At 59.7% G+C, this 21,406-nt stretch carries 21 protein-coding genes; 9 read left to right on the top strand and 12 right to left on the bottom strand.

Translation table 11 applies throughout. The features are described from left to right. The first annotated feature begins 15 nt into the window (after positions 1-15). From mltB to AC6CIA_RS04005, 7 genes are all read left to right on the top strand, one after another. Positions 16-1,026 (top strand): lytic murein transglycosylase B, encoded by a 1,011-nt coding sequence (mltB, locus tag AC6CIA_RS04035; protein ID WP_339530216.1) that lies wholly within the window; start codon positions 16-18, stop codon positions 1,024-1,026. After that, positions 1,026-2,018, top strand: coding sequence for a septal ring lytic transglycosylase RlpA family protein (locus tag AC6CIA_RS04030; protein WP_498310719.1), 993 nt, complete (start codon positions 1,026-1,028; stop codon positions 2,016-2,018). The genes mltB and AC6CIA_RS04030 overlap by 1 nt, the downstream gene beginning before the upstream one ends. 183 nt (positions 2,019-2,201) lie before the next feature. Next, entirely contained in the window at positions 2,202-3,359 is a 1,158-nt protein-coding gene (locus tag AC6CIA_RS04025; protein ID WP_498310718.1) for a D-alanyl-D-alanine carboxypeptidase family protein, read from the top strand. 83 nt (positions 3,360-3,442) lie between these two features. After that, positions 3,443-3,718, top strand: coding sequence for a DUF493 domain-containing protein (locus AC6CIA_RS04020; RefSeq protein ID WP_498310717.1), 276 nt, complete (start codon positions 3,443-3,445; stop codon positions 3,716-3,718). Next, complete coding sequence (gene lipB, locus AC6CIA_RS04015; RefSeq protein WP_498310716.1) at positions 3,718-4,365, top strand: lipoyl(octanoyl) transferase LipB; 648 nt, start codon at positions 3,718-3,720, stop codon at positions 4,363-4,365. Before AC6CIA_RS04020 ends, lipB begins: the two co-directional genes overlap by 1 nt. Before the next feature lie 25 nt (positions 4,366-4,390). Further along, positions 4,391-5,392 (top strand): lipoyl synthase, encoded by a 1,002-nt coding sequence (lipA, locus tag AC6CIA_RS04010; protein ID WP_339530325.1) that lies wholly within the window; start codon positions 4,391-4,393, stop codon positions 5,390-5,392. Positions 5,393-5,542: 150 nt separating this feature from the next. Further along, positions 5,543-6,463: a S66 peptidase family protein gene (locus tag AC6CIA_RS04005; protein ID WP_498310715.1), complete on the top strand. Its 921-nt coding sequence runs from the start codon at positions 5,543-5,545 to the stop codon at positions 6,461-6,463. A 131-nt stretch (positions 6,464-6,594) separates the two neighbouring features. Here AC6CIA_RS04005 and AC6CIA_RS04000 read toward each other — a convergent pair whose 3' ends face one another. The 5 genes from AC6CIA_RS04000 to leuS form a co-directional block, all read right to left on the bottom strand. Beyond that, positions 6,595-7,920: a lytic murein transglycosylase gene (locus tag AC6CIA_RS04000; RefSeq protein ID WP_498310714.1), complete on the bottom strand. Its 1,326-nt coding sequence runs from the start codon at positions 7,918-7,920 to the stop codon at positions 6,595-6,597. Positions 7,921-7,981: 61 nt separating this feature from the next. Beyond that, on the bottom strand, positions 7,982-8,146 hold the full coding sequence (arfA, locus tag AC6CIA_RS03995) for an alternative ribosome rescue factor ArfA (RefSeq protein ID WP_498310713.1): 165 nt from the start codon (positions 8,144-8,146) through the stop codon (positions 7,982-7,984). Positions 8,147-8,381: 235 nt separating this feature from the next. After that, the gene (gene holA / locus AC6CIA_RS03990; RefSeq protein ID WP_498310711.1) at positions 8,382-9,419 is read right to left on the bottom strand and encodes a DNA polymerase III subunit delta; all 1,038 of its coding nucleotides are present in this window, start codon (positions 9,417-9,419) and stop codon (positions 8,382-8,384) included. A 39-nt stretch (positions 9,420-9,458) separates the two neighbouring features. Next, positions 9,459-10,064 carry an LPS-assembly lipoprotein LptE gene (locus AC6CIA_RS03985; RefSeq protein WP_498310709.1) on the bottom strand — a complete coding sequence of 202 codons (606 nt, stop codon included), beginning with the start codon at positions 10,062-10,064 and terminating at the stop codon, positions 9,459-9,461. Between the two features lie 90 nt (positions 10,065-10,154). Then, positions 10,155-12,761, bottom strand: coding sequence for a leucine--tRNA ligase (leuS, locus tag AC6CIA_RS03980; protein WP_498310707.1), 2,607 nt, complete (start codon positions 12,759-12,761; stop codon positions 10,155-10,157). A 261-nt stretch (positions 12,762-13,022) separates the two neighbouring features. Between leuS and AC6CIA_RS03975 the strand changes: the two genes are divergently transcribed. Beyond that, positions 13,023-13,340, top strand: coding sequence for a hypothetical protein (locus AC6CIA_RS03975; protein ID WP_498310705.1), 318 nt, complete (start codon positions 13,023-13,025; stop codon positions 13,338-13,340). Between the two features lie 105 nt (positions 13,341-13,445). After that, positions 13,446-14,207, top strand: a complete 762-nt coding sequence (locus AC6CIA_RS03970) for a YdcF family protein (protein ID WP_498310704.1) — start codon at positions 13,446-13,448, stop codon at positions 14,205-14,207. Between the two features lie 150 nt (positions 14,208-14,357). Here the strand turns inward: AC6CIA_RS03970 and AC6CIA_RS03965 are convergent, their stop codons facing one another. The 7 genes from AC6CIA_RS03965 to AC6CIA_RS03935 all read right to left on the bottom strand — a co-directional run bounded on the left by AC6CIA_RS03965 (position 14,358) and on the right by AC6CIA_RS03935 (position 21,372). Beyond that, entirely contained in the window at positions 14,358-15,089 is a 732-nt protein-coding gene (locus AC6CIA_RS03965; protein ID WP_498310703.1) for a hypothetical protein, read from the bottom strand. 24 nt (positions 15,090-15,113) lie between these two features. After that, positions 15,114-16,088, bottom strand: a complete 975-nt coding sequence (locus AC6CIA_RS03960; protein WP_498310702.1) for a hypothetical protein — start codon at positions 16,086-16,088, stop codon at positions 15,114-15,116. Positions 16,089-16,141: 53 nt separating this feature from the next. Continuing rightward, positions 16,142-17,212, bottom strand: coding sequence for a hypothetical protein (locus AC6CIA_RS03955; protein WP_498310701.1), 1,071 nt, complete (start codon positions 17,210-17,212; stop codon positions 16,142-16,144). 284 nt (positions 17,213-17,496) lie between these two features. After that, positions 17,497-19,020, bottom strand: a complete 1,524-nt coding sequence (gene lnt / locus AC6CIA_RS03950) for an apolipoprotein N-acyltransferase (RefSeq protein WP_498310699.1) — start codon at positions 19,018-19,020, stop codon at positions 17,497-17,499. Positions 19,021-19,034: 14 nt separating this feature from the next. Next, entirely contained in the window at positions 19,035-19,874 is an 840-nt protein-coding gene (locus AC6CIA_RS03945) for a CorC family transporter (RefSeq protein ID WP_049711385.1), read from the bottom strand. A 27-nt stretch (positions 19,875-19,901) separates the two neighbouring features. Beyond that, positions 19,902-20,375 (bottom strand): rRNA maturation RNase YbeY, encoded by a 474-nt coding sequence (gene ybeY / locus AC6CIA_RS03940; protein ID WP_498310697.1) that lies wholly within the window; start codon positions 20,373-20,375, stop codon positions 19,902-19,904. Then, positions 20,368-21,372, bottom strand: a complete 1,005-nt coding sequence (locus AC6CIA_RS03935; protein ID WP_084376474.1) for a PhoH family protein — start codon at positions 21,370-21,372, stop codon at positions 20,368-20,370. Before AC6CIA_RS03935 ends, ybeY begins: the two co-directional genes overlap by 8 nt. Positions 21,373-21,406: the final 34 nt, after the last annotated feature.

The following is a 21,406-nucleotide window of genomic DNA, read 5'->3' as shown; positions in this document are numbered from 1 at the left end:
AAGGTGAAGATGTCAATGCAAGTAATGCGCGGCTGGGCTGCCCGCTATGCGTCCTGCCTGGGTTTGTTGGGCGCTTTCGGCGCTTCGCAGCAAACGCTGGCCGGTGACTATGACGGTTCGCCCCAGGTTGCCGAGTTTGTCGGTGAGATGACGCGTGACTACGGTTTCGCCGGCGAACAGCTGATGGGTGTGTTTCGTGAGGCGCAGCGCAAACAGTCGATTCTCGACGCTATTTCCCGTCCCGCCGAACGCGTCAAACAGTGGAAGGATTATCGTCCGATGTTCCTCACCGATTCCCGTGTGGCGCGGGGTGTGGACTTCTGGCGCGAGCACGAGGCGGTGCTGGCCCGCGCCGAACAGGAATATGGCGTGCCGGCCCAGGTGATCGTCTCGATCATCGGCGTTGAAACCTTTTATGGGCGCAATACCGGCAATTTTCGCGTGATTGATGCGTTGTCGACCCTGGGCTTCGACTATCCGCCTCGCGCCGAATTTTTCCGCAAGGAACTGCGTGAGTTCCTGTTGCTGGCCCGTGAAGAGCAAGTCGATCCGATGACCCTCAAGGGCTCCTATGCCGGCGCAATGGGCTTGCCACAGTTCATGCCCAGCAGCTTTCGCGCGTATGCGGTGGATTTTGACGGTGACGGCCATATCAATATCTGGAGCAACCCCGATGATGCCATCGGTAGCGTTGCCAGTTATTTCAAACGGCATGGCTGGGTCGGTGGCGAGCCGGTGGTGATTCGCGCCGATGTCACCGGTGAGCGTGCCGATGAAGGCCTGACCCAGGGGATCGAACCGGTGAAGACCGTCGGGGAGTTGCGAGCGCTGGGCTGGTCAAGTCATGATGCGCTGCGCGATGATATGCCCGTCACGGCTTTTCGCCTGGAAGGCGCGGACGGCCCTGAATACTGGATGGGGTTGAAGAATTTCTACGCAATCACGCGTTATAACCGCAGTGTGATGTACGCAATGGCCGTGCATCAGCTGTCAGACAAGCTGGTTCAAGCACGGGGCGTCAAGTAATGCGGGTATCGCCGATCAATAAACCGCTCAAGCTGGTGGCGTTTGCCGCGTTGTCCTTGCTGGTTGTCAGTTGCTCCACCAGTCGCCCGCCGGCGCAGAAGTCCAGCACCGCCGTGCGTTCGGCGCCGGGCCTGGATATCAACCGTGCCCACAAGGACGGCGCGCCGTGGTGGGACGTCGACGTCTCACGCATCCCGGATGCCACGCCGACCCTGCACACCGGGGCTTACAAGGCCAATCCCTATACCGTATTGGGCAAGACCTACTTCCCGCTGCAAGACTCCAAGAATTATGTGCAGACAGGCACCGCGTCCTGGTATGGCACCAAGTTCCACGGCCAGAACACCGCCAACGGCGAGGTCTATGACCTCTACGGCATGAGCGCGGCGCATAAGACCTTGCCGCTGCCGGCCTACGTGCGGGTGACCAACCTGGACAACCACCGCGTGGTGATCCTGCGGGTCAACGACCGTGGTCCGTTCTATTCGGATCGCATCATCGACTTGTCCTACGCGGCGGCGAAGAAACTTGGCTATGCCGAAAGCGGCACCGCCCGGGTCAAGGTCGAGGGTATCGACCCAGCACAATACTGGGCCCAGCGTGGGAAACCGGCACCGTTGATGCTCAACGAACCGAAAGCCGCGCAGCCGCAGATCACCGCCTCGACGGGCAAGGTCGAGCAATGGACACCGCCGCCGCAGCAACATGCCGCGCCGGTGGTGGCCGTGCCGCAAGCCGCGCAAGGCAGCGCGGCGGGAGGCCAGTACCTGCAAGTGGGCGCTTTCGCCAACCCTGACGCGGCAGAACTGTTAAGGTCCAAGCTCAGCGGGATGGTCAGCGCGCCGGTATTCATCAGTTCCATCGTGCGTAATCAGCAGACCCTGCATCGCGTGCGCCTGGGGCCGATTGGCTCGCCGGGCGAGGTTGCCCAAGTGCAGAACAGCGTTCGATTGGCCAACCTGGGCCTGCCCAGCGTGGTCAGCGCGGAGTAAATAGTAGCGGATTGATGGTCCAGGCACGTACGCGAGCCCGGGCCCTGGTTGCAGGCTCTTGAACAATAAAAAACCCGAAGGCAAGGGTTGAGCTGGCAACTGAACACGCGACAGCCTGGCGACGGGTTGTCTCACTCGTTTTGCCCGCGAGGGCAAGTTTCCATAAGCAATCTCGAGAGACGGATGAACATCACCACCTTAGCCAAACGCCTGTGCCTGCTTGTCCCGCTGATCATCGCGCCCGCTGCCTGGGCTGTCGACATGGTGCCAGCGGCGCCGCAACTGGCTGCAAAGTCCTACGTGCTCATGGATGCCGCCAGCGGCAATGTGCTGGTCGAGAACAATGGTGACCAGCGCCTGCCGCCGGCCAGCTTGACCAAGCTGATGACCGCCTACATCGCGACCCTGGAAATCCGTCGCGGCCAGATCGGTGAAAGCGACCCGGTGACGGTCAGTGAGAACGCCTGGCGCACCGGCGGCTCGCGGATGTTCATCAAGGTCGGTACGCAGGTGTCGGTCAGCGACCTGCTGCACGGCATCATCATTCAGTCCGGTAACGACGCCAGCGTCGCCTTGGCCGAGCACATTGCCGGCAGCGAAGATGCGTTCGCCGACATGATGAACAAGACCGCGGCCGAGTTGGGCATGACCAACAGCCACTTCATGAACCCGACCGGCCTGCCAAACCCTGATCACTACTCGTCGGCCCACGACATGGCGATCCTGGCTCGCGCGATCATCCGTGTCGATCCGGTGCACTACGCGATCTACTCCCAGAAAGAGTTCTTCTGGAACAACATCAAGCAGCCGAACCGCAACCTGTTGCTGTGGCGTGACAAGACCGTCGACGGCCTGAAGACCGGTCACACCGAAGAAGCCGGCTACTGCATGGTGTCCTCGGCGGTACGTGACGGCCAACGCCTGATCGCCGTGGTTTTCGGCACCAACAGCGAGCAGTCGCGTGCGGCTGAAACCCAGAAACTGCTGACCTACGGTTTCCGTTTCTTCGAAACCCAGACGTTCTACCAGAAGGGCGCCGAGCTGGCCCAGGCCCCGGTGTGGAAGGGTACCGAGCGTCAAATCAAGGCCGGTCTGGCTGAAGACCTGACCTTGACCATGCCTAAGGGCCAGCTCAAAAAGCTCGCGGCCAGCATGACCATGAACCCGCAACTGATCGCGCCTATCGCCAAGGGCGACGTGATCGGCAAAGTGGAAGTGAAACTGGACGACAAGGTTGTCCACAGCGCCGATCTGATCGCGCTTGACGCCGTTGACGAAGGCGGTATCTTCCGCCGCGTGTGGGATAGCATTCGTCTATTCTTCTACGGCTTGTTCAACTGATTGTGTGCACCCGCAAAGCCCCGCGTTGATCCGACGCGGGGCTTTGCTCGTCGCCGCGGCTTACCGCTTACGAGGCTGTTGCCATGACCGATAAAGAAGTACAGGCACCAAAGATCGAATTCCCGCAGACCGATTATCCGATCAAAGTGATCTGCGATACCGGCGTGGGCCATGAAGCCAAGGTGATTTCGATCGTCTCGAAACACGCCGAGATCAATCTTGGACTGACGGTCGAGCGTCAAAGCAGCACGGGCAAGTACACCACGACCCAGCTGTATATTCTGGCGACCGATCAAGACCAGCTCTACAACATCAACAGCGAATTGCGAGCCACCGGTTTCGTACACATGGTGCTGTGATGCCAGAGGTCCTGGGCTTTCGCGAGCTCGGCCGGATGGCTTACGAGCCTGTCTGGCATGCCATGCAGCGTTTCACCAACGAACGCGGCAGCTCGGCGGCCGATGAAATCTGGCTGGTGGAACACCCGCCGGTGTTCACTCAGGGCCAGGCCGGAAAGGCCGAGCACCTGTTGCTGCCGGGGGATATTCCGGTGGTGCAGGTCGACCGAGGTGGCCAAGTGACTTACCATGGGCCCGGACAACTGGTGGCGTATCTGCTACTGGACGTGCGCAAGCTGGGATTTGGCGTGCGCGAGCTGGTCAGTCGCATGGAAACCTGCCTGATCGAGCTGTTGGCCAGTTATGGCGTGACGGCCGTCGCCAAGCCCGACGCGCCAGGCGTCTACGTCAATGGCGCGAAAATCGCCTCCCTGGGGCTGCGGATCCGGCATGGCTGTTCCTTTCATGGCCTGGCCCTGAATGTGGACATGGACCTGGCACCGTTCCAACGGATCAACCCCTGTGGTTACGCCGGTTTGGCCATGACCCAGTTGTGCGATCATGCAGCACCGATAGAATTTGCCGAGGTAAGTGCCCGGCTGCGCGCGCAGCTCGTCAAACACCTCGACTATGCTGAGCAGACGACCCTGACGGGCGGAATCGACTGATATGACTACTGATGTTGTGCAAACCATGATCCCGACGCTGGACATCACCGAGCGTCCGGCCCCGGCCCCGCGTGCCAAGGTGGAAGCCGGCGTCAAGCTGCGCGGCGCCGAAAAGGTTGCACGCATCCCGGTGAAGATCATTCCGACCACCGAGTTGCCGAAAAAGCCCGACTGGATTCGCGTGCGCATCCCGGTCTCGCCGGAAGTCGATCGGATCAAGGCGCTGTTGCGTAAACACAAGCTGCACAGCGTGTGCGAAGAAGCCTCTTGCCCGAACCTGGGCGAGTGTTTCTCCGGCGGCACCGCGACCTTCATGATCATGGGGGATATCTGCACCCGCCGTTGCCCGTTTTGCGACGTTGGCCACGGTCGGCCGAAACCACTCGACGTCAACGAGCCGGAAAGCCTGGCCATCGCCATTGCCGACCTGCGCCTCAAGTACGTGGTGATCACCTCGGTGGACCGCGATGACCTGCGTGATGGCGGTGCCCAGCACTTTGCCGACTGCATCCGCGAAATCCGCAAGCTGTCGCCGAACGTGATGCTCGAGACCCTGGTTCCGGATTACCGCGGCCGGATGGACGTGGCGTTGCAAATCACGGCTGCCGAGCCGCCAGATGTGTTCAACCACAACCTGGAAACCGTGCCGCGTCTGTACAAGGCCGCGCGTCCTGGGTCGGACTACCAGTGGTCGCTGACCCTGCTGCAGAAATTCAAGCAAATGATGCCGCACATCCCGACCAAATCCGGGCTGATGCTGGGCCTGGGCGAAACCGACGAAGAAGTCATTGAAGTCATGCAGCGCATGCGCGAGCACGACATCGACATGCTGACTCTTGGCCAGTACCTGCAACCGTCCCGCAGCCACTTGCCGGTGCAGCGTTTTGTGCACCCGGACACCTTCGCCTGGTTTGCCGAGGAAGGTTACAAGATGGGCTTCAAGAACGTGGCGTCGGGCCCCTTGGTACGTTCCTCGTACCACGCCGACGAACAAGCGAAACTGGTCAAGGCTAGCCTGGTTTCCTGATAAGGATTTGCGCAACACCGCAGGTCTAATGTGGGAGGGGGCTTGCTCCCGATGGCGGTGTATCAGTATCAGACGTGCTGACTGACACACCGCCATCGGGAGCAAGCCCCCTCCCACATTTCGTTTTGCACTCGTTAGGGAGACTCGTGGATGACCGCTGCCGTACCTGCCCTTCGCGCCGAAGGCACCATCGCCCTGATCGCCCCCGCCGGCCCCGCCGCACTGGATGTTGAAAAAGCGGGCCGATGGATGCGCGCCCGTGGCTACGACCTGCGCATCTACCCGGGTGTTTATGAGCGCGACGGCTACCTTGCCGGCAGCGATAAAGTCCGCCTCGACGACCTCCACAAAGCCTTCGCCAACCCTGAAATCGATGCCATTTTCAGTCTGCGCGGTGGTTACGGCACACCCCGCCTGCTTGATAGCCTGGATTTCGAACTGCTGCGCGCCAATCCCAAGCCATTTGTAGGCTACAGCGACATCACGGCGTTACACCTGGCAATCAGCCGCTACGCGGGTTTCGTGACCTTCCACGGACCGATGCTCAATGCCGATCTGCTGGGCGACAAACAACAGCCTACCGAGTCCTCACTGTTCAGCCTGCTGCGCGGCCAGCTGAACGCCGGCAGTGAGTTGATGCACCCGGTGGCCTACCCGTTGACCACGATCGAACCCGGCATCGCCAGCGGACGCTTGCTGGGCGGCAACTTGTCGATGATCGCGGCGGTCATGGGCACGCCTTACGAAATTGACGCCGAAGGCATCATCCTGCTGATCGAAGACGTCAACGAACCGATCTATCGCATTGACCGCTTGCTGACGCACCTGCGTTTGGCGGGCAAGCTGGCTCAGGTCGCCGGTGTGCTGGTAGGGGACGTGGCAGGCGTGGACAGTGTCGCGCTGGAGCGCCTGCTCAAGCAGACTTTTGAACCGTTGTGCATTCCGGTGCTGTCCGGCTGGCGCAGCGGGCATTGCGATCCGAACCTGACGCTGCCGATGGGCGCATGGGTGAGGTTGGATGCGGGGGAGCAGCAGCTGGTGTTGGAGCAGGATGTCGTGTTCAGGCCTTGAAATAGTCGGCGCCTGTCATGGTGCTATCGGGAGCAAGCCCCCTCCCACATGTGTACCGCGTACATCTTTTGGAATGCAGTCAAATGTGGGAGGGAGCTTGCTCCCGAGAGTGGTCGTCGCCATAAGCCGGTCTAGCGGTTCTGCAGTGACTCCAACAACTTCACCGTCGGATACCCATCTGCCGGCCAGCCCAGCGCTTGTTGCGCCGCACGTATCGCTTTGCGGGTGTTGGCGCCGATAATCCCGTCCGGGTTGCCCGCGTCATAACCCTTGGCACTCAAGGCCGTCTGCAGGTCGATACGCTGTGAACGGCTCAACGGCAGCTCATCTTTTGGCCAAGCGCCACTGATCACACCGCCACTGCCGAACCGTTCCGACAGCAGGCCTACGGCCAAGGCGTAGGATGACGAATTGTTGTACTTGAGAATCGCCCGGAAGTTATCCAGTACCAGGAAGGCCGGGCCGCGATGGCCAGCGGGCAGCAGCAAGGCGGCGGACAGGTGTTCGACGTTCGGCGGGATGCTGGCGCCGGCCGGCACCTGCAGGCCGAGCTTCAGCCATTCGCCCACCGGTTTGCGCACCACGCCATCGGCCAGGGCGTAGTCAAAGCTCACCGGCAGTTGCTGCACCTCAAAGCCCCAGGGCTGGCCTTTCTGCCAGCCGGAGCTTTGCAGGTAGTGCGCAGTCGAGGCGAGGGCGTCGGCGGAGCTGTTCCAGATATCGCGGCGACCGTCGCCGTCGAAATCCACCGCGTGGGTGTTGTAGGTGGTCGGGATGAACTGGGTCTGCCCCATCGCCCCGGCCCACGAGCCGCGCATCTGCTCGGCTGGAATGTCACCGTGCTGGATGATTTGCAGCGCGGCCAGCAGCTGCGCCTGGGCAAATGCCGGGCGGCGGCCTTCATAGGCCAGGGTCGCCAGGGAGCGGATCACCGAGTTGTTGCCCTGGAACTGGCCGAAGTTGCTTTCCATGCCCCACACCGAGACCAGCATCTGCCGATCAACGCCGTAACGTTGCTCGATGCTTTGCAGGATGGCGGCATGCCTGATCAGCAGGATTTTGCCATTGCGCACGCGCACCGGCGACAGCGCGCCGTCGAGGTATTCCCACACCGGGCGGGAAAACTCCGGTTGGCTGCGGTCGGCGCGAATCACCGCCATGTCAGGGCTGACATTGGCGAATGCGCTATCGAACACGGCGGGTGTGATTCCTGCCTTTAACGCCTCGACGCGAAACCCGGCCTGCCATTCGGCGAAGGTCTGGGTAGGCTGGATATCCAGGTTGGTCACGGCCAGGGGCGCAACCACGGCGGGTGCGGTGACCGGCGCGGTCTGGAGCGTGGGCAGGGGCTGAGCGTCCGCGGCGGTAGGTTTTTCGGCGCAGGCGACTAACAGAATGAGGCTGGAGGCAGCGATCAGTTGGCGAAGGTGCCAACGACGGGAAAGACTAGAGGGCATGCACAGGTCCAGGAAATACGAATCAGGTGCAGACCTTATCATGCCGGAGGGGCACTTGCCTTCAGGCAGCCAGAAAGTAAGAAGCCTCCCAGCTATCAGACTGGAAGGCTTCGCGGCGGTAGCTGCCTTTGCCCTTGCCGGTGCGTTCCTGGCGGCTGCGGAACAATGGCTGGGCGATAATCGATTTGGCCTTGTTGGGGCCATGCTTGGATGGCTTTTTGCTCATGATGGTTCTCTCATGGGGAAGGGTGGTGCGGTGCGAATCATCTGCCGAAGTTCTGCCGCTGTAAAGCCCGGCGATGTGTCGGAAATATAAAAGACCCGAATGCACACACCGTCAAAATGTGGGAGCGGGCTTGCTCGCGAATGCGGTGGTTCAGTCAGCATATAGAGTGGCTGGCAGACCGCTTTCGCGAGCAAGCCCGCTCCCACATTGGGTTCGTGGTGTTTATGAGAGAGGGTTATTCGGCGGGGAGTGCCAGGCGCTGGCCGGACATCAACAGCGACAAGCGACTCAAGCTCATCCACGGCGAGCCCGCCGCCTGTCCTTTGATCTGCGCGTCAATCCGCTGGGCTTCCAGCAACAATTGCGCCCAGCGTTGTGCCGAGTGGCGTTGCAGGGCCTTGCTCATCAGCGGTTTGCGTTTGTCCCACACCGGCGGTCGGGCCTGGCTGAAGGCCTTGTCCAGCGGCGTGCCCTGACTGTATTGCAGGGCAATATTGGCCAGCAGACGCAGCTCTCGGGCCAGGGCCCAGAGAATCACCGGCGGTTCCACCCCTTCGCCGCGTAGCCCTTCGAGCATGCGCAAGGCGTGGGCGGCTTCGCCATTGAGGATGGCGTCCACCAGGCCGAATACGTCAAAGCGTGCGCTGTCGGCCACGGCCGCTTGTACGGTTTCGACGGTGATCTGCCCACCTTCGGCCATCAGCTTGAGCTTTTCGATTTCCTGGGCGGCGGCCAGCAGGTTGCCCTCGACGCGGGCGGCGATCAGCTCCACCGCGTCCTGGCTTGCGGTGAGCCCGGATTGCGACAGGCGCTGACGAATCCACTGCGGCAATTGGTTGCTGTCTACCGGCCAGATCTGAATGAACTGGGTGTGTGGCCCTTCCACCAGGGCCTTGCCCCATTTGGTTTTCTGCGCGCTGCCATCGAGTTTGGGCAGGCTGATCAGCAGCAGCGTGTCTTCGGCTGGACGCGCGCAGTATTCCATCAATGCCGCGGCACCCTTGTCACCGGGCTTGCCCGAAGGCAGGCGGAGTTCCAGCAGGCGTCTTTCGGCAAACAGTGACATGCTCGCCCCGGCTTGCAGCAGCGTACCCCAGTCGAAACTGGCGTCGGCGCTGAACACCTGGCGTTCATCGAAACCTTGCTGGCGAGCGGCCTGGCGAATGGCGTCGGCGGCCTCCTGACACAACAGCGGATCATCACCGCTGACAATGTAGACGGGCGCGAGGCCACCTTGCAGGTGCTTGGCGAGTTGAGCGGGGGCGAGTTTCATAGGCGTGGCGAACGGGGCGCTGGACGCGCCCCGCCTGGCTTACTCGACAGGTACTTCAACAGGCGATTGTTTTGGCACGCTGTTTTCATACTCTTGCGCCGCTTTCAGCGCATCGGCTTCGGCCTGGGCCTTGGCGTCGGCGGTTTGCTGCAGGGCATCCAGTTGGGCCGGGCTCAGCAGTTGCAGACGCAGGACCATGCGCTGCACCAGCTCACGGCGTATTTCACTGCGTACCTGGGTGCTTTCCGAGTCGGTACCGACCACGTTATTGCCATCACGGCTGATGACTTTCTGCACTTGCAGTTTGTCGCTGAGCAGCATCAGTTGATTATGACCGCGGATTTCGAAATCGAGTTCGGTACTCAGTTCGAGGTCCGACGCGCGCCCGGCGCTGGCGTAGCTGAGGTTACGCTGAGTCTCTCTCTCGTTGACCAGAACCAGCTTATAAGGCGCGCCGGTATAGACGTTGACGCCGCTGTTTTCCAGAACCTGACGCAGTTGAGTCACGGTCTCGCCGTAGGCGTTGCGAGCGCTGACGTCGAGTTCCTTGAGCGCCAGTTCAGTGCTGCCGGTGCCGCGTAGCTGGAAGCCGCACGCGCTCAGCAAAACAGCAAGACCCATCACCAGCAAGTTGCGTTTGATCATTTTGTTGCTCCCCTTGAAACCATGTGGGCCGTATCGCGGCCCTGGAGGTTTGGTTCGGCGCCGGGGTTGGTATCCCGGCGCCCGGTCCGATTAGCTAGCGACGATATTGACCAGTTTGCCGGGCACCACGATCACTTTGCGGATCGTCAGGCCTTCGGTAAAGCGCAGCACATTCTCGTTGCCGCGGGCGGCAGCTTCGACTTCTTCGCGGCTGGCACTGGCGGGCATATCGATCTGGCCGCGCAGTTTGCCGTTGACCTGAATCACCAGTTGCAGGGTGTCCTGCACCAGGGCGCTGTCATCTGCCACCGGCCAGCCGGCGTCGATCACGGCAGCGTCGTGGCCCAACTGCTTCCACAGTTCATGGCTGATGTGCGGTGTGATCGGTGCCAGCAGCAAGGTGACGGTTTCCAGGCCTTCCTGAATCAGGGCGCGATCCTGTTCGGTGGCGTGCGGCGCTTTTTCCAGCACGTTCATCAGCGTCATCACCTGGGCGATGGCGGTGTTGAACTTGTGGTGCTGGCCCACGTCCTGGCTGGCTTGCTTGATAGCCAGGTGGGTGCTGCGGCGAATGAGCTTTTGGTCGTCGGTCAAGGACGCCGTGTCGAGTTTACCCGGCAGGCCTTGGCTGACATGGCTGTGGGCGAGACGCCAGACACGCTTGAGGAAACGGTGCGAACCTTCAACGCCGGAGTCGGACCATTCCGCGCTCATGTCGGGCGGCGAGGCGAACATCATGAACAGGCGGCAGGTGTCTGCGCCGAACTGGTCAATCATCGACTGTGGGTCGACACCATTGTTCTTCGACTTGGCCATCTTCTCGGTGCCGCCGATTTCCACCGGCAGGCCGTCGGACTTCAGTCTGGCGCTAATGACCTTGGCTTTGCTGTCACGCTCCAGCTCGACGTCCGCGGGGTTGAACCAGGTGTAGGCGCCGTTGGCTTCGCGACGGTAGTAAGTCTCGGCGATCACCATGCCCTGGGTCAGCAGGTTCTTGAAGGGCTCGTTGGAGCTCACCAGGCCTTCGTCGCGCATCAGCTTGTGGAAGAAGCGTGCGTAGAGCAGGTGAAGAATGGCGTGTTCGATCCCGCCGATGTACTGGTCGACCGGCAACCAGTGGTCGGCCGCCGATTTCTCGACCAGGCCGCCTTCATAGTGCGGCGAGGCGTAACGGGCGTAGTACCAGGAGGACTCGACGAAGGTGTCCATGGTGTCGGTCTCACGCTTGGCAGGCTGGCCGCATTTCGGGCAAGTGCACGTGTAGAACTCGGGCATGCGTGCCAATGGCGAACCGGCGCCATCCGGCACCACGTCTTCAGGCAGTACCACCGGCAATTGATCTTCCGGCACCGGCACGTCACCGCAGGTTTCACAGTGGATGATCGGGATCGGGCAGCCCCAATAGCGTTGGCGGCTGATGCCCCAGTCGCGCAGGCGGAACTGGGTGCGCGAGGCACCGAGGTTCTTCTTGATCAGCGCCACTTCCATGGCGTCGAAAGCGCCCACGAAGTCCAGGCCGTCGAACTCGCCGGAGTTGATCAAGGTGCCGTGTTCACCGTAGGCCTCTTGCCATGGCGCCGGGTTGGTATCACCGGCGCTGGTGCGTATCACGGACTTGATCGGCAGGTTGTACTTGGTGGCAAACTCGAAGTCACGCTCGTCGTGGGCAGGCACGGCCATTACCGCGCCATCGCCGTAGTGCATCAGCACATAGTTGGCGACCCATACGGGCAGTTTCTCGCCGGTCAGCGGGTGTTCGACGAACAACGAGGTCGGCAGGCCCTTTTTCTCCTGGGTGGCGACGTCGGCTTCGGCGACGCTGCCGCCTTTGCATTCGGCGATGAACGCTTGCAGCCCAGGGTCGTTCTGCGCGGCGAGGGTTGCCAGCGGGTGCTCAGCGGCCACGGCGACGTAAGTCGCGCCCATCAAGGTGTCCGGACGGGTGGTGAAAACCTTCAGGGTGCCGGTTTCGCCGATCGAGTCGACGTTGTACGGGAACTGCACTTCCATGCCACGGGATTTGCCGATCCAGTTGCGTTGCATGGTCTTGACTTGCTCGGGCCAGCCCGGCAGGTCGTCGAGGCTCGACAGGAGTTCATCCGCGTAAGCCGTGATCTTGAAGTAGTACATCGGGATTTCGCGCTTTTCGATCAGCGCGCCGGAACGCCAGCCGCGACCGTCGATCACCTGTTCGTTGGCCAGGACGGTCTGGTCGACCGGGTCCCAGTTCACGGTACCGTTCTTGCGGTAGATCACGCCTTTTTCGAACAGGCGGGTGAACAGCCATTGCTCCCAGCGGTAGTAGTCCGGCTTGCAGGTCGTCACTTCGCGGGACCAGTCCACCGCCAGGCCGAGGCTGCGCAACTGGGTCTTCATGTACGCGATGTTTTCGTAGGTCCACTTGGCGGGCGCGACGTTGTTCTTCATCGCGGCGTTTTCCGCCGGCATGCCGAAGGCGTCCCAACCCATGGGTTGCAGGACGTTCTTGCCTTGCATGCGCTGGTAGCGGGAAATCACGTCGCCGATGGTGTAGTTACGCACGTGCCCCATGTGTAGCTTGCCGCTGGGGTAAGGGAACATCGACAGGCAGTAGAAGGTCTCCTTGCCTGGCTGTTCACTGACTTCAAAGGACTTTTGCTCGTCCCAGAACGACTGGGCGGCGTTTTCTATTTCACGGGGCTGATAGTGTTCGTGCATGGCTACTTTTGAACTGAATAGGGGTGGCCTAATCCTCTTCAATGCAATGCTCGGGAAGAACGCCGCCGAAAACCGCGTGTCTGTGCCCAAACCACTGCTGGAAGTGGAGTTACAGGAAGCGCCGTAGCATACATGACCCCACTCTATCGAGGGAAACCCTGATTGCGCACCGCTGGCCGTTGGTCGCGGCGCCCGGTCGGTTTCGCTAGCGCAGCTACGCTATTTATTGGGGAGTGAGTCTTATCTTCAATGAGGTGAGGGATGGTCGATTCGCAGCGAATGTTAACGAAACCGGAAGTCTACGAAGGACTGATCGATCGTCTGGGTCGAGCACTGGATGTGGCAAGAACCGCGGGTCGATTGCGTGATGAGCGACCCGATGAGCTGGAACTGCGGGGCTTGAGCCCTGCGGAGTTTGAAGTGATCAAGGCCTATCTGGACTTGAACGAACGTACGGCGCCGCGCTGGCTGGCCACCCCGCCAACCAGTGAGCCTGCACGCTCGGCCAAAGTGATATGGCTCAAGGACGTATCGGCTGGCCGCGGCCCGGAAAAACTCCGCGCCGTGCGCTTCAAGTAGCACCTTTTAGCCTGATCAGCGTTACCCGGTACCTCTTTCAATCTTCTAAAGATTGTCGCTAAACCCCGTTACACCTTAGGCTTCGGGCATCTTTGGAGATGCTCGATGCCTATTCGCTATTTCATTAAACAATTGCTCTTGCCGCCCGGCATTCTGTTGCTGTTGTTGGCATTTGCCTGGTGGTTTCGTCGCAGTCGCCCGCGTCTGGCGGCGGTGTGCTTTGCCCTGGGGTTGGGCGGGATGTGGCTGATGAGCCTGCCGGTGGTGGTGCAATGGGGCGCAAAGGCCCTGGAGACCGAGCCGCCGTTGGCCCCCGATGAATGGGCGAGCCTGGCACAGCGGGCCGATGCCATTGTGGTGTTGGGTTCGGGGCGGGAGCGCGGCGATCCGGCGTGGGGCACCGACCAGCCCACCGGCATCGGTCTTGAACGCCAGCGTTACGCGGCCCGATTGGCCAAGGCTTCGGGCTTGCCGCTGCTGACCACGGGCGGCCTGCACTACGGCACACCGCCCAGTGAGGCAGAGCTGATGGCGGTGTCGCTGCGCGATGACTTTGGCGTGAATGTTCGCTGGAAGGAGGAACGCAGCCGCACGACCTGGGAAAATGCGCAATTGAGCGCACAGATCCTGTTGCCCGAGGGCATCAAGCGCGTGGTGGTCGTGACCCAGGCCTGGCACATGCCACGTGCGGTCTGGAGCTTCGAAAAGGCAGGCTTCGCCGTGGTGCCGGCCCCCGTCGGGTTCCTCGGCGCAGACAATGCGCGGCCGCTGGGCGGCTGGATGCCGGAGTTCAAATCGGTGTGGCAAAGCGGGCAATTGCTCAACGAAGCGGCGGGGCAGGTGGGGTATCGGGTGTTTTACCGGTAAGCCATACCCGCGCCGATCCCGTCCGCTCGATTGAAATGACTGTATGATTTCAAGGGCTGAAAAGCGTTCGTAGCGTCGATGGCTAGCGCTTGAAAGCGCAGCGGCCGGCAACATCGGCAAACAGGTTGCCGATGTTGCCGGACGTTTGGTTTAGGTCAGCTTGAGAGCCGCCGAGGCGCTGCGCCAAGGGGAGTCCGCGAGTTTTTCCTTAGTCCCCCATAAATCGATATAACCATCCACTACCGCGACGGAGTGCCTGGCATCGGCCAAGGTGCCGATCGCGCCATCTATCAACTCTTGAACGGTCGCTGAACTGACATGGCTGGCGAGGCCTAGGCGCGTCAGGGCCTCGCCCACGTATTCGCCATCATTCAAGCTCAGCATGCCATCAGCGAAACTTGACCTGGCCCAGCCGTCATTATTTTCAAGTTGTGCGCGCTTGGCGCTGACTGCATATAAGAAGTTGGCATTGGACAGCACAGGGCCATAGCCCCTGAATGATGAGTTTTTTATTCCCTGTTGTAGCTCGTCGTGGCTGATGTCGAGTGTAAAGTTATCCTTCATGGTAACTTTAAAACCATCGCTGGTTTTCTCGATTTTCTGATAAATACCATGGGGGTTATGTCCGAACTTCATCATCGTAGCCTTGATCGCCGAGACCGTCACGCAGTTCCCTTCCTGGCCCTGATAAAATTCACCCCAGATATCTTCTGGCTTCACTCCGGCGTTTGAAATGGTTCCGCTGATATATCGACTCGCAGGATTTAAACGACTATCGAAAAAACCGTCGAAGTTATCGTAATCATCCATATGATGTTTGTTGACGGTCTTGTTGTCGTAGGGCACGGCGCTGGGCGGGGTCTGATTAAAAAATGTTTTCATGTTTTCTGCCTTTAAATGTATACGTTAGACCAGTTCGTAGGCCCACTTCTGGGCGATGTCATCGGAGAAACCGTACTTTCCTTCTTTGGCAAATTTTCCGTCAATAGAAAATCCGCCGGCATTGCTACCGATCAACACCACTGGGTTTTTGGTGAGACCTGCCATGACATGGCGCATGTTGCTAGCCATACCCATCCCTTCAAGCACTTTTTTTGGAGTTGGGGTGCGTGCGTCAAGCATCAGGGCAGCGGTGAAGCTATTTCCGCGCATGTTATCGAATTCGGTTTTTTCAAGTTGTTGGCGTTTGATATAGGCCCCGTACAAGAAGTTTGCGTCTTTGATCATTCCACTGTCATTGCCCGAGAATCTTGTATGTTGTGCGGCAAGAGCCAGTTCCTCTCGAGAGATGTGCAGTTCGAAGCCGTCCCGGAACGTGATATCGTAGCCATCGCCGGACGTTTGCAGGTTCTGAAAAATATCGGTCGGGCTTTGCCCGTACTTCATCATCAGCAGTTTGAACGTATCGACAGTAGGGGCGATTTCTCGCTCTCCCAGGTACGGTCTTGGCGCATAGACGCCCATAAACACATCGTCGGGTTTTTCACCGTTGCGTTTGCTCGACAATAGAGGATCGTCGTTCTTTACCCCTGCCGCTGTAAGCTTGGCCACACTGACCTGCGGCACCTGCGTTTGCGTATTTACCGGTGCCGGTGCAACGTCAGGAACGCTAAGGTCGACGTCTTGTTCTGGATGATGCGGCAACACCTTTTCGCCTAGCCGCTGAGTCAGTTGCTCAAGCGCGTTCTTGAGCATCTGGAACATCTTTGCCAGGGTCTCGCTCAATTCTTTCTGAGCAGTGGCATCCCATGTCACCTGTGGCTGTACATCGCGTGACACCACCGATGGCAGTGATTCAGCAGTACTGCGAAGTCCCTTCTCCGCCGGTCCATATTGGTGTTGGATAGGGTATAGGTGTGCCGAAGTCGAAGATATATTCATATTAAATATTCTTTGTTGGATCGCGTGTAAAAAGCAGATGGAGTTCTGCGCAGTTAAGGGATTACTGTAAATACTTCTATTCCACGAGGTACTGCGATTTTATGCCCATAGTAGTCCATGGAGTTTTGCGTGATCATGCCGCGTTTAATGCCGAATCTTTTCATCGCGGGTACGGCGATCTCATCTCCGACATCCTGTGAGAAGCGATGATCCAAGTTGTACTGCAAACCGAGGAGTTCCAGGCCTGCAAGACCGCTAATGCCATCGTTTGCCGTTGACAGTGCTGCGCCGAAATCATCACCTATATATTTCGCGGCATAATTTTTGTTACCTTCTTTAGTGTCGAAATCAACCTGCCTGCGCTTCATCATGGTGGCAAACAGAAAACGCGCATCTTTAAGCATTCCTTCATCGGTTCCGGCAAACTTGGCGCGTTGGGAGGCCTGCCTGAGTTCATCGTTCGTGATATACAATTTGAAATTGTCTTTCATGGTGATGTTATAGCCACCCGCGACCGGTGAAACTTCTTTGAATACACTCAAGGGGCTTTGCCCCAACGCACTCATGGCAACCTTGATGACCGCCACGTAGTCGTCGTGGTCCTTCGATCCCATCCAGGGATAACTCTCATAGACGGCAACAAGACCTTTCCAGATATCCGCAGGTTTTTCCCCGATGCTTTTTGACGACAGAAATTCGGCATGGGGCGTGGCGGGTACCGTCACCTTGGGTTCGGGCACAGGTGTGGGAACTACGGCTGGAGCCGGTAATGGGGCTGGAGCAGGTGCTGGAGAAGGTAATGGTGCTGGAGAAGGTGTTGGCGTTGGCGTAGGCACTGTTATTGAAGCCGGTGGATTGGGCGGGTCGCTTTTAAGCATGTTTTTCAATAAGCCAAGCACCCGCTCAAGTGTTGAGAGCAGCGCTGAGAGTTCCCCTGTTGTCACCTGGGGGCTACGCTGCGCCGGCGTGTTTCTGGGGGGCGTATCAGTGCCAAAAAGATAGTGAGGCGAGCTGTTTTTATTCTGTATGTTACTTGCTGAACGATACGCTTGCTCTTGTGGCGCATAAGGGACGTGCGTTTGAGAGGCGGGATAAGCGGCGGTCGAGAGTTTATTCGCGAGCATTTTTTTACACCATCCGAGTAGATATAACAGCATTGCCGAAAGCTGTTATTCAGTGGTGTCTCGCGGTGCTCGGTTCCGGTTGCGGCGGGTCAGTGCGTAACAAGGCAATACTCGATTTCAATCGAGCGCTATAGGAATAGTCTGAGTGCTGCGGGTTTTCATCCGTGATCCCCGGTCCTTTTTCCTGTCGGATGACTGTGGGAACGCCTCGAAAGCCTGGGCAAGTGCGCCCAGGCCGTTTCGAAAGCGATGCGCGCACTCGCGCATTGTTCGGTGTACCGTTCTCAGACGGTTTTTGCCATCCTGCCCGCCAGCAACGCCCAGCCAAACAGGCCCAGGCACAGGATGATCAGTGGCCATGAGCGCCATTGCAGGTACGGCGTCAGGTTGTGCATTGGCACGACTTCACCGTAGAGGATACCGCGTTCGAATTGCGGGATCTGCTGGGTGATCTGGCCAAACGGGTTGATCAGGCCGGTGACGCCGTTGTTCGTGGCGCGGATCATCCAGCGGCCGGCCTCGAGGGCACGCATCTGGGCCATTTGCAGATGCTGCAAGGGGCCGATGGAGGTGCCGAACCACGTGTCGTTGCTGATGGTCAGCAGCAGATCGCTGCGAGCGGCGAGGCTGGCGGCGAACTCGGGGTAGACCACTTCGTAACAAATATACGGCGCAATCTGATAACCCTTGGCCTGCAGCAGCGCCTGGTCCGACGGGCCGCGGGCGAAGTCCGACATGGGCAAGTCAAAGAAGGCAATCAATCCGCGCAGCATATCTTGCAGTGGCACGTATTCGCCGAAGGGCACCAGCTTCTGTTTCAGGTACGTGCCATCGCCTTCGCCGACCACGGTGATCCCATTGAAGTAGCGTTTCTGCTGGTGCAGCTCCTGGCGAATCGGCACCCCGGTGATCAGCGCCGAATCCCGGTCAGCGGCGAACTTGCCCATCATCCCGAGGTAGCCCTCGACGGATTCCTTGAGTACCGGGACTGCGGTTTCCGGCCAGATCAGCAGGTCGACACGCTTGGAGGCAAAGCTCATGTCACGGTACAGCGCCAGTTGCGCACTGAGTTGGTCCGGGTCCCACTTCATGCTTTGTTCGACATTGCCCTGAATCGCCGCCACTGTCAGCGGCGCGCCGGCGGGGCTGGTCCAGGCGTGGTGTTTGAGCGCCAGGCCAACCGCCCACGGCGCGACCAACAGCAGAAGGCCGGCGCCGATAAACAGGTTGCGCCTGGCGGCCAGCAAGCGCGGCACGTTACACAGCAGCGCGGCGGTCAATGCCAGGGCGAAGGAAATCAGCCAGATACCGCCCAGCGGCGCCAACCCCGCAAGAGGGCCGTCAAGCTGGCTGTAACCGGAGTACAGCCACGGGAAGCCGGTGAGGAACCAGCCGCGAAACGCTTCCTGGCCCACCCACAATGCGGCAAACGCCAAGGCATCGGCCAATGGCGCTTCATTGCGCCGGATCCAGCGGACCCAGAGCCAGGCCGGAAGCGCAAAGAACAGGGCAATTGCCGCGGTGAACGCCAACATCAACAGCCCGGCCAGCAGTACCGACGCGCCGCCGAAATGATGGATGCTGTAGTAGATCCAACTGGTGCCGGCACCAAACAGGCCGAAACCGAAACACCAGCCACGGCCCAAGGCCTGGCGGGGTGTCAGTTCACGCAGTGCGGCGTAGAAGAACCCGACCGCCACCAGCGCCAGCGGCCAGATGTCGAACGGCGCCAGCGCGAGGGTGGTGATGGCGCCGGCCACCACGGCCAGCAGGTTACCGGGCCAGCCGGGGGCAGTCAGACGGCGCATATCAGTCCTTGGCGTTAACGGGCAATAGGTGTCAGGCGGATCAGGTGAATCCTGCGGCTATCGGCATTCAGGATGCGGAAGCGATAGGCGCCGATTTCCGTGGTTTCATTGCGCTTGGGCAGATGTCCGAACGCGCTCATCACCAGGCCGCCGACGGTGTCGAATTCATCGTCGGAGAACTCGCTGTCGAAGAACTCGTTGAAGTTCTCGATAGGCGTCAGCGCCTTGATCAGGAAATCACCGCTGGGCAGCGGTTTGATGTAGCTGTCTTCTTCGACGTCATGCTCGTCTTCGATGTCGCCGACGATTTGTTCCAGCACGTCTTCGATGGTAACCAGGCCCGCGACACCGCCGTATTCGTCAATCACGATGGCCATGTGATTGTGGTTGGCGCGAAATTCGCGCAGCAACACGTTCAGGCGCTTGGATTCAGGTACGAAAGTCGCGGGACGCAGCAGGTCCTTGATGTTGAAGTTGTCGCCGTTCTCCTTGAGGATCAGCGGCAGCAAGTCCTTGGCCAGCAGGACGCCCATGACATCGTCATGGCTTTCACCGATCACCGGGTAGCGCGAGTGCGCCGAGTCGATGACCGCCGGGAGGAATTCCCGCGGGGTCTGGGTCGCCTTGATGCTGATCATCTGCGAGCGCGGGACCATGATGTCCCGTACTTGCAGGTCCGCAACCTGGATGGCGCCTTCGACGATGGCCAGCGCTTCGCTGTCCAACAGTTTGTTCTGATGGGCCTCGCGCAGCAGCTCCAGCAGCTCCTGGCGGTTTTTCGGCTCGTGGGCAAAAGCCTGGGTGATCTTGCCCAGCCATGACTTTTGCCCGTTGCTCGATCGGTCTTCGCTCATAGCGATTACTCTAAATCCTTGATTGTTTCAGTTGAGTGTTGATTGGTATTCGTCGTCGGCATAGGGATCACGGTGACCCAATTCTGCAAGCAACGTTCGTTCCAGCGCTTCCATTTCTTCAGCTTCTTCATCGTCTATATGGTCGTAACCCAGAAGATGCAAGCAGCCGTGGATGACTAGATGGGCCCAATGGGCCTCAAGTTCCTTGTTTTGTTCCTTGGCTTCGCGTTCCACCACCGCGACGCAAATCACCAGGTCACCCAGCAGCGGGATATCCAGGAATTCGTCGGGTACATCGGCGGGAAATGACAACACATTGGTCGCGTAGTCTTTCTGGCGCCAGGTGTGATTCAGTTCGCGGCCTTCGGGTTCGTCCACCAGACGGATGGTCAGCTCCGAGTCGGCGCTGCGCTGGCGCAAAGCCAGCGCACACCATGTACGGAATTGCTCTTCGCTGGGGGCGGGCGCTTCGGTAGCCAGTTGCAGATCAAGCTCAAGCATCGCGGCGGGCGTCCTTGGACAATCCGTCGTCGCGATGTTCAAAGCGCTCGTAAGCTTCGACAATGCGCTGGACCAGCGGGTGGCGCACCACGTCCTTGGGCATGAAATGAGTGAAGCTGATCCCCGGCACATCCTTGAGCACCTCGATCACCTGGGCCAGGCCCGACTTGGTGCCCTTGGGCAGGTCGACCTGGGTGATGTCGCCGGTGATCACGGCGGTGGAGCCGAAGCCGATACGGGTCAGGAACATCTTCATCTGCTCGACGGTGGTGTTCTGGCTCTCGTCGAGAATGATGAAGCTGTTGTTCAAGGTGCGACCGCGCATGTAAGCCAGCGGGGCAATCTCGATCACCTGACGCTCGATCAGCTTGGCCACATATTCAAAGCCGAGCATTTCATAGAGCGCGTCGTAGAGCGGGCGCAGGTACGGATCGATCTTCTGCGCCAGGTCACCGGGCAGAAAGCCGAGTTTTTCGCCGGCTTCCACCGCCGGGCGCACCAGCAGGATGCGTCGCACCTGCTCACGCTCCAGGGCGTCCACCGCGCACGCGACAGCCAGATAGGTCTTGCCGGTACCGGCCGGGCCTATGCCGAAGTTGATGTCGTTACCGAGAATTTCCTTGACGTAGCGCTGCTGATTCAAGCCGCGTGGGCGGATCATGCCTTTTTTGGTGCGCAACGACACACTGGCTTCGGCCACCGGGTTGTTGGCCAGTTCCTGCACCGCCGATTCCTGCAAATACAGGTGCACGGTTTCCGGTGACAGCTCGCTACCTTTGGTTTCACGGTAGAGGCGCTTCAGCAGGTTTTCTGCCGACGTGGTGTGTTGGGGTTCACCAATAAGCTCGAACTGATTGCCGCGGTTGCGGATCTCGATGCTCAGGCGTTGTTCGATCAGGCGCAAATGCTCGTCGAACTGTCCGCACAGATTGGCGAAACGGCGAGCCTCAAAAGGCTCGAGGAGGAAACGATGGGGTTCTACTGTCGGTGCGTTCAAGGTCGCTTTTAGCCGCCCTTTGGCAATGGATATG

It is taken from the genome of Pseudomonas sp. GQ91, from assembly GCF_059758795.1.
This window is presented reverse-complemented; position numbering and strand designations above follow the sequence as displayed.

Coding starts and splice junctions, on each gene's coding strand:
- mltB (WP_339530216.1), top strand. CDS start 16: ATGCAAGTAATGCGCGGCTGGGCTGCCCGCTATGCGTCCTGCCTGGGT.
- AC6CIA_RS04030 (WP_498310719.1), top strand. CDS start 1,026: ATGCGGGTATCGCCGATCAATAAACCGCTCAAGCTGGTGGCGTTTGCC.
- AC6CIA_RS04025 (WP_498310718.1), top strand. CDS start 2,202: ATGAACATCACCACCTTAGCCAAACGCCTGTGCCTGCTTGTCCCGCTG.
- AC6CIA_RS04020 (WP_498310717.1), top strand. CDS start 3,443: ATGACCGATAAAGAAGTACAGGCACCAAAGATCGAATTCCCGCAGACC.
- lipB (WP_498310716.1), top strand. CDS start 3,718: ATGCCAGAGGTCCTGGGCTTTCGCGAGCTCGGCCGGATGGCTTACGAG.
- lipA (WP_339530325.1), top strand. CDS start 4,391: ATGATCCCGACGCTGGACATCACCGAGCGTCCGGCCCCGGCCCCGCGT.
- AC6CIA_RS04005 (WP_498310715.1), top strand. CDS start 5,543: ATGACCGCTGCCGTACCTGCCCTTCGCGCCGAAGGCACCATCGCCCTG.
- AC6CIA_RS04000 (WP_498310714.1), bottom strand. CDS start 7,920: ATGCCCTCTAGTCTTTCCCGTCGTTGGCACCTTCGCCAACTGATCGCT.
- arfA (WP_498310713.1), bottom strand. CDS start 8,146: ATGAGCAAAAAGCCATCCAAGCATGGCCCCAACAAGGCCAAATCGATT.
- holA (WP_498310711.1), bottom strand. CDS start 9,419: ATGAAACTCGCCCCCGCTCAACTCGCCAAGCACCTGCAAGGTGGCCTC.
- AC6CIA_RS03985 (WP_498310709.1), bottom strand. CDS start 10,064: ATGATCAAACGCAACTTGCTGGTGATGGGTCTTGCTGTTTTGCTGAGC.
- leuS (WP_498310707.1), bottom strand. CDS start 12,761: ATGCACGAACACTATCAGCCCCGTGAAATAGAAAACGCCGCCCAGTCG.
- AC6CIA_RS03975 (WP_498310705.1), top strand. CDS start 13,023: ATGGTCGATTCGCAGCGAATGTTAACGAAACCGGAAGTCTACGAAGGA.
- AC6CIA_RS03970 (WP_498310704.1), top strand. CDS start 13,446: ATGCCTATTCGCTATTTCATTAAACAATTGCTCTTGCCGCCCGGCATT.
- AC6CIA_RS03965 (WP_498310703.1), bottom strand. CDS start 15,089: ATGAAAACATTTTTTAATCAGACCCCGCCCAGCGCCGTGCCCTACGAC.
- AC6CIA_RS03960 (WP_498310702.1), bottom strand. CDS start 16,088: ATGAATATATCTTCGACTTCGGCACACCTATACCCTATCCAACACCAA.
- AC6CIA_RS03955 (WP_498310701.1), bottom strand. CDS start 17,212: ATGCTCGCGAATAAACTCTCGACCGCCGCTTATCCCGCCTCTCAAACG.
- lnt (WP_498310699.1), bottom strand. CDS start 19,020: ATGCGCCGTCTGACTGCCCCCGGCTGGCCCGGTAACCTGCTGGCCGTG.
- AC6CIA_RS03945 (WP_049711385.1), bottom strand. CDS start 19,874: ATGAGCGAAGACCGATCGAGCAACGGGCAAAAGTCATGGCTGGGCAAG.
- ybeY (WP_498310697.1), bottom strand. CDS start 20,375: ATGCTTGAGCTTGATCTGCAACTGGCTACCGAAGCGCCCGCCCCCAGC.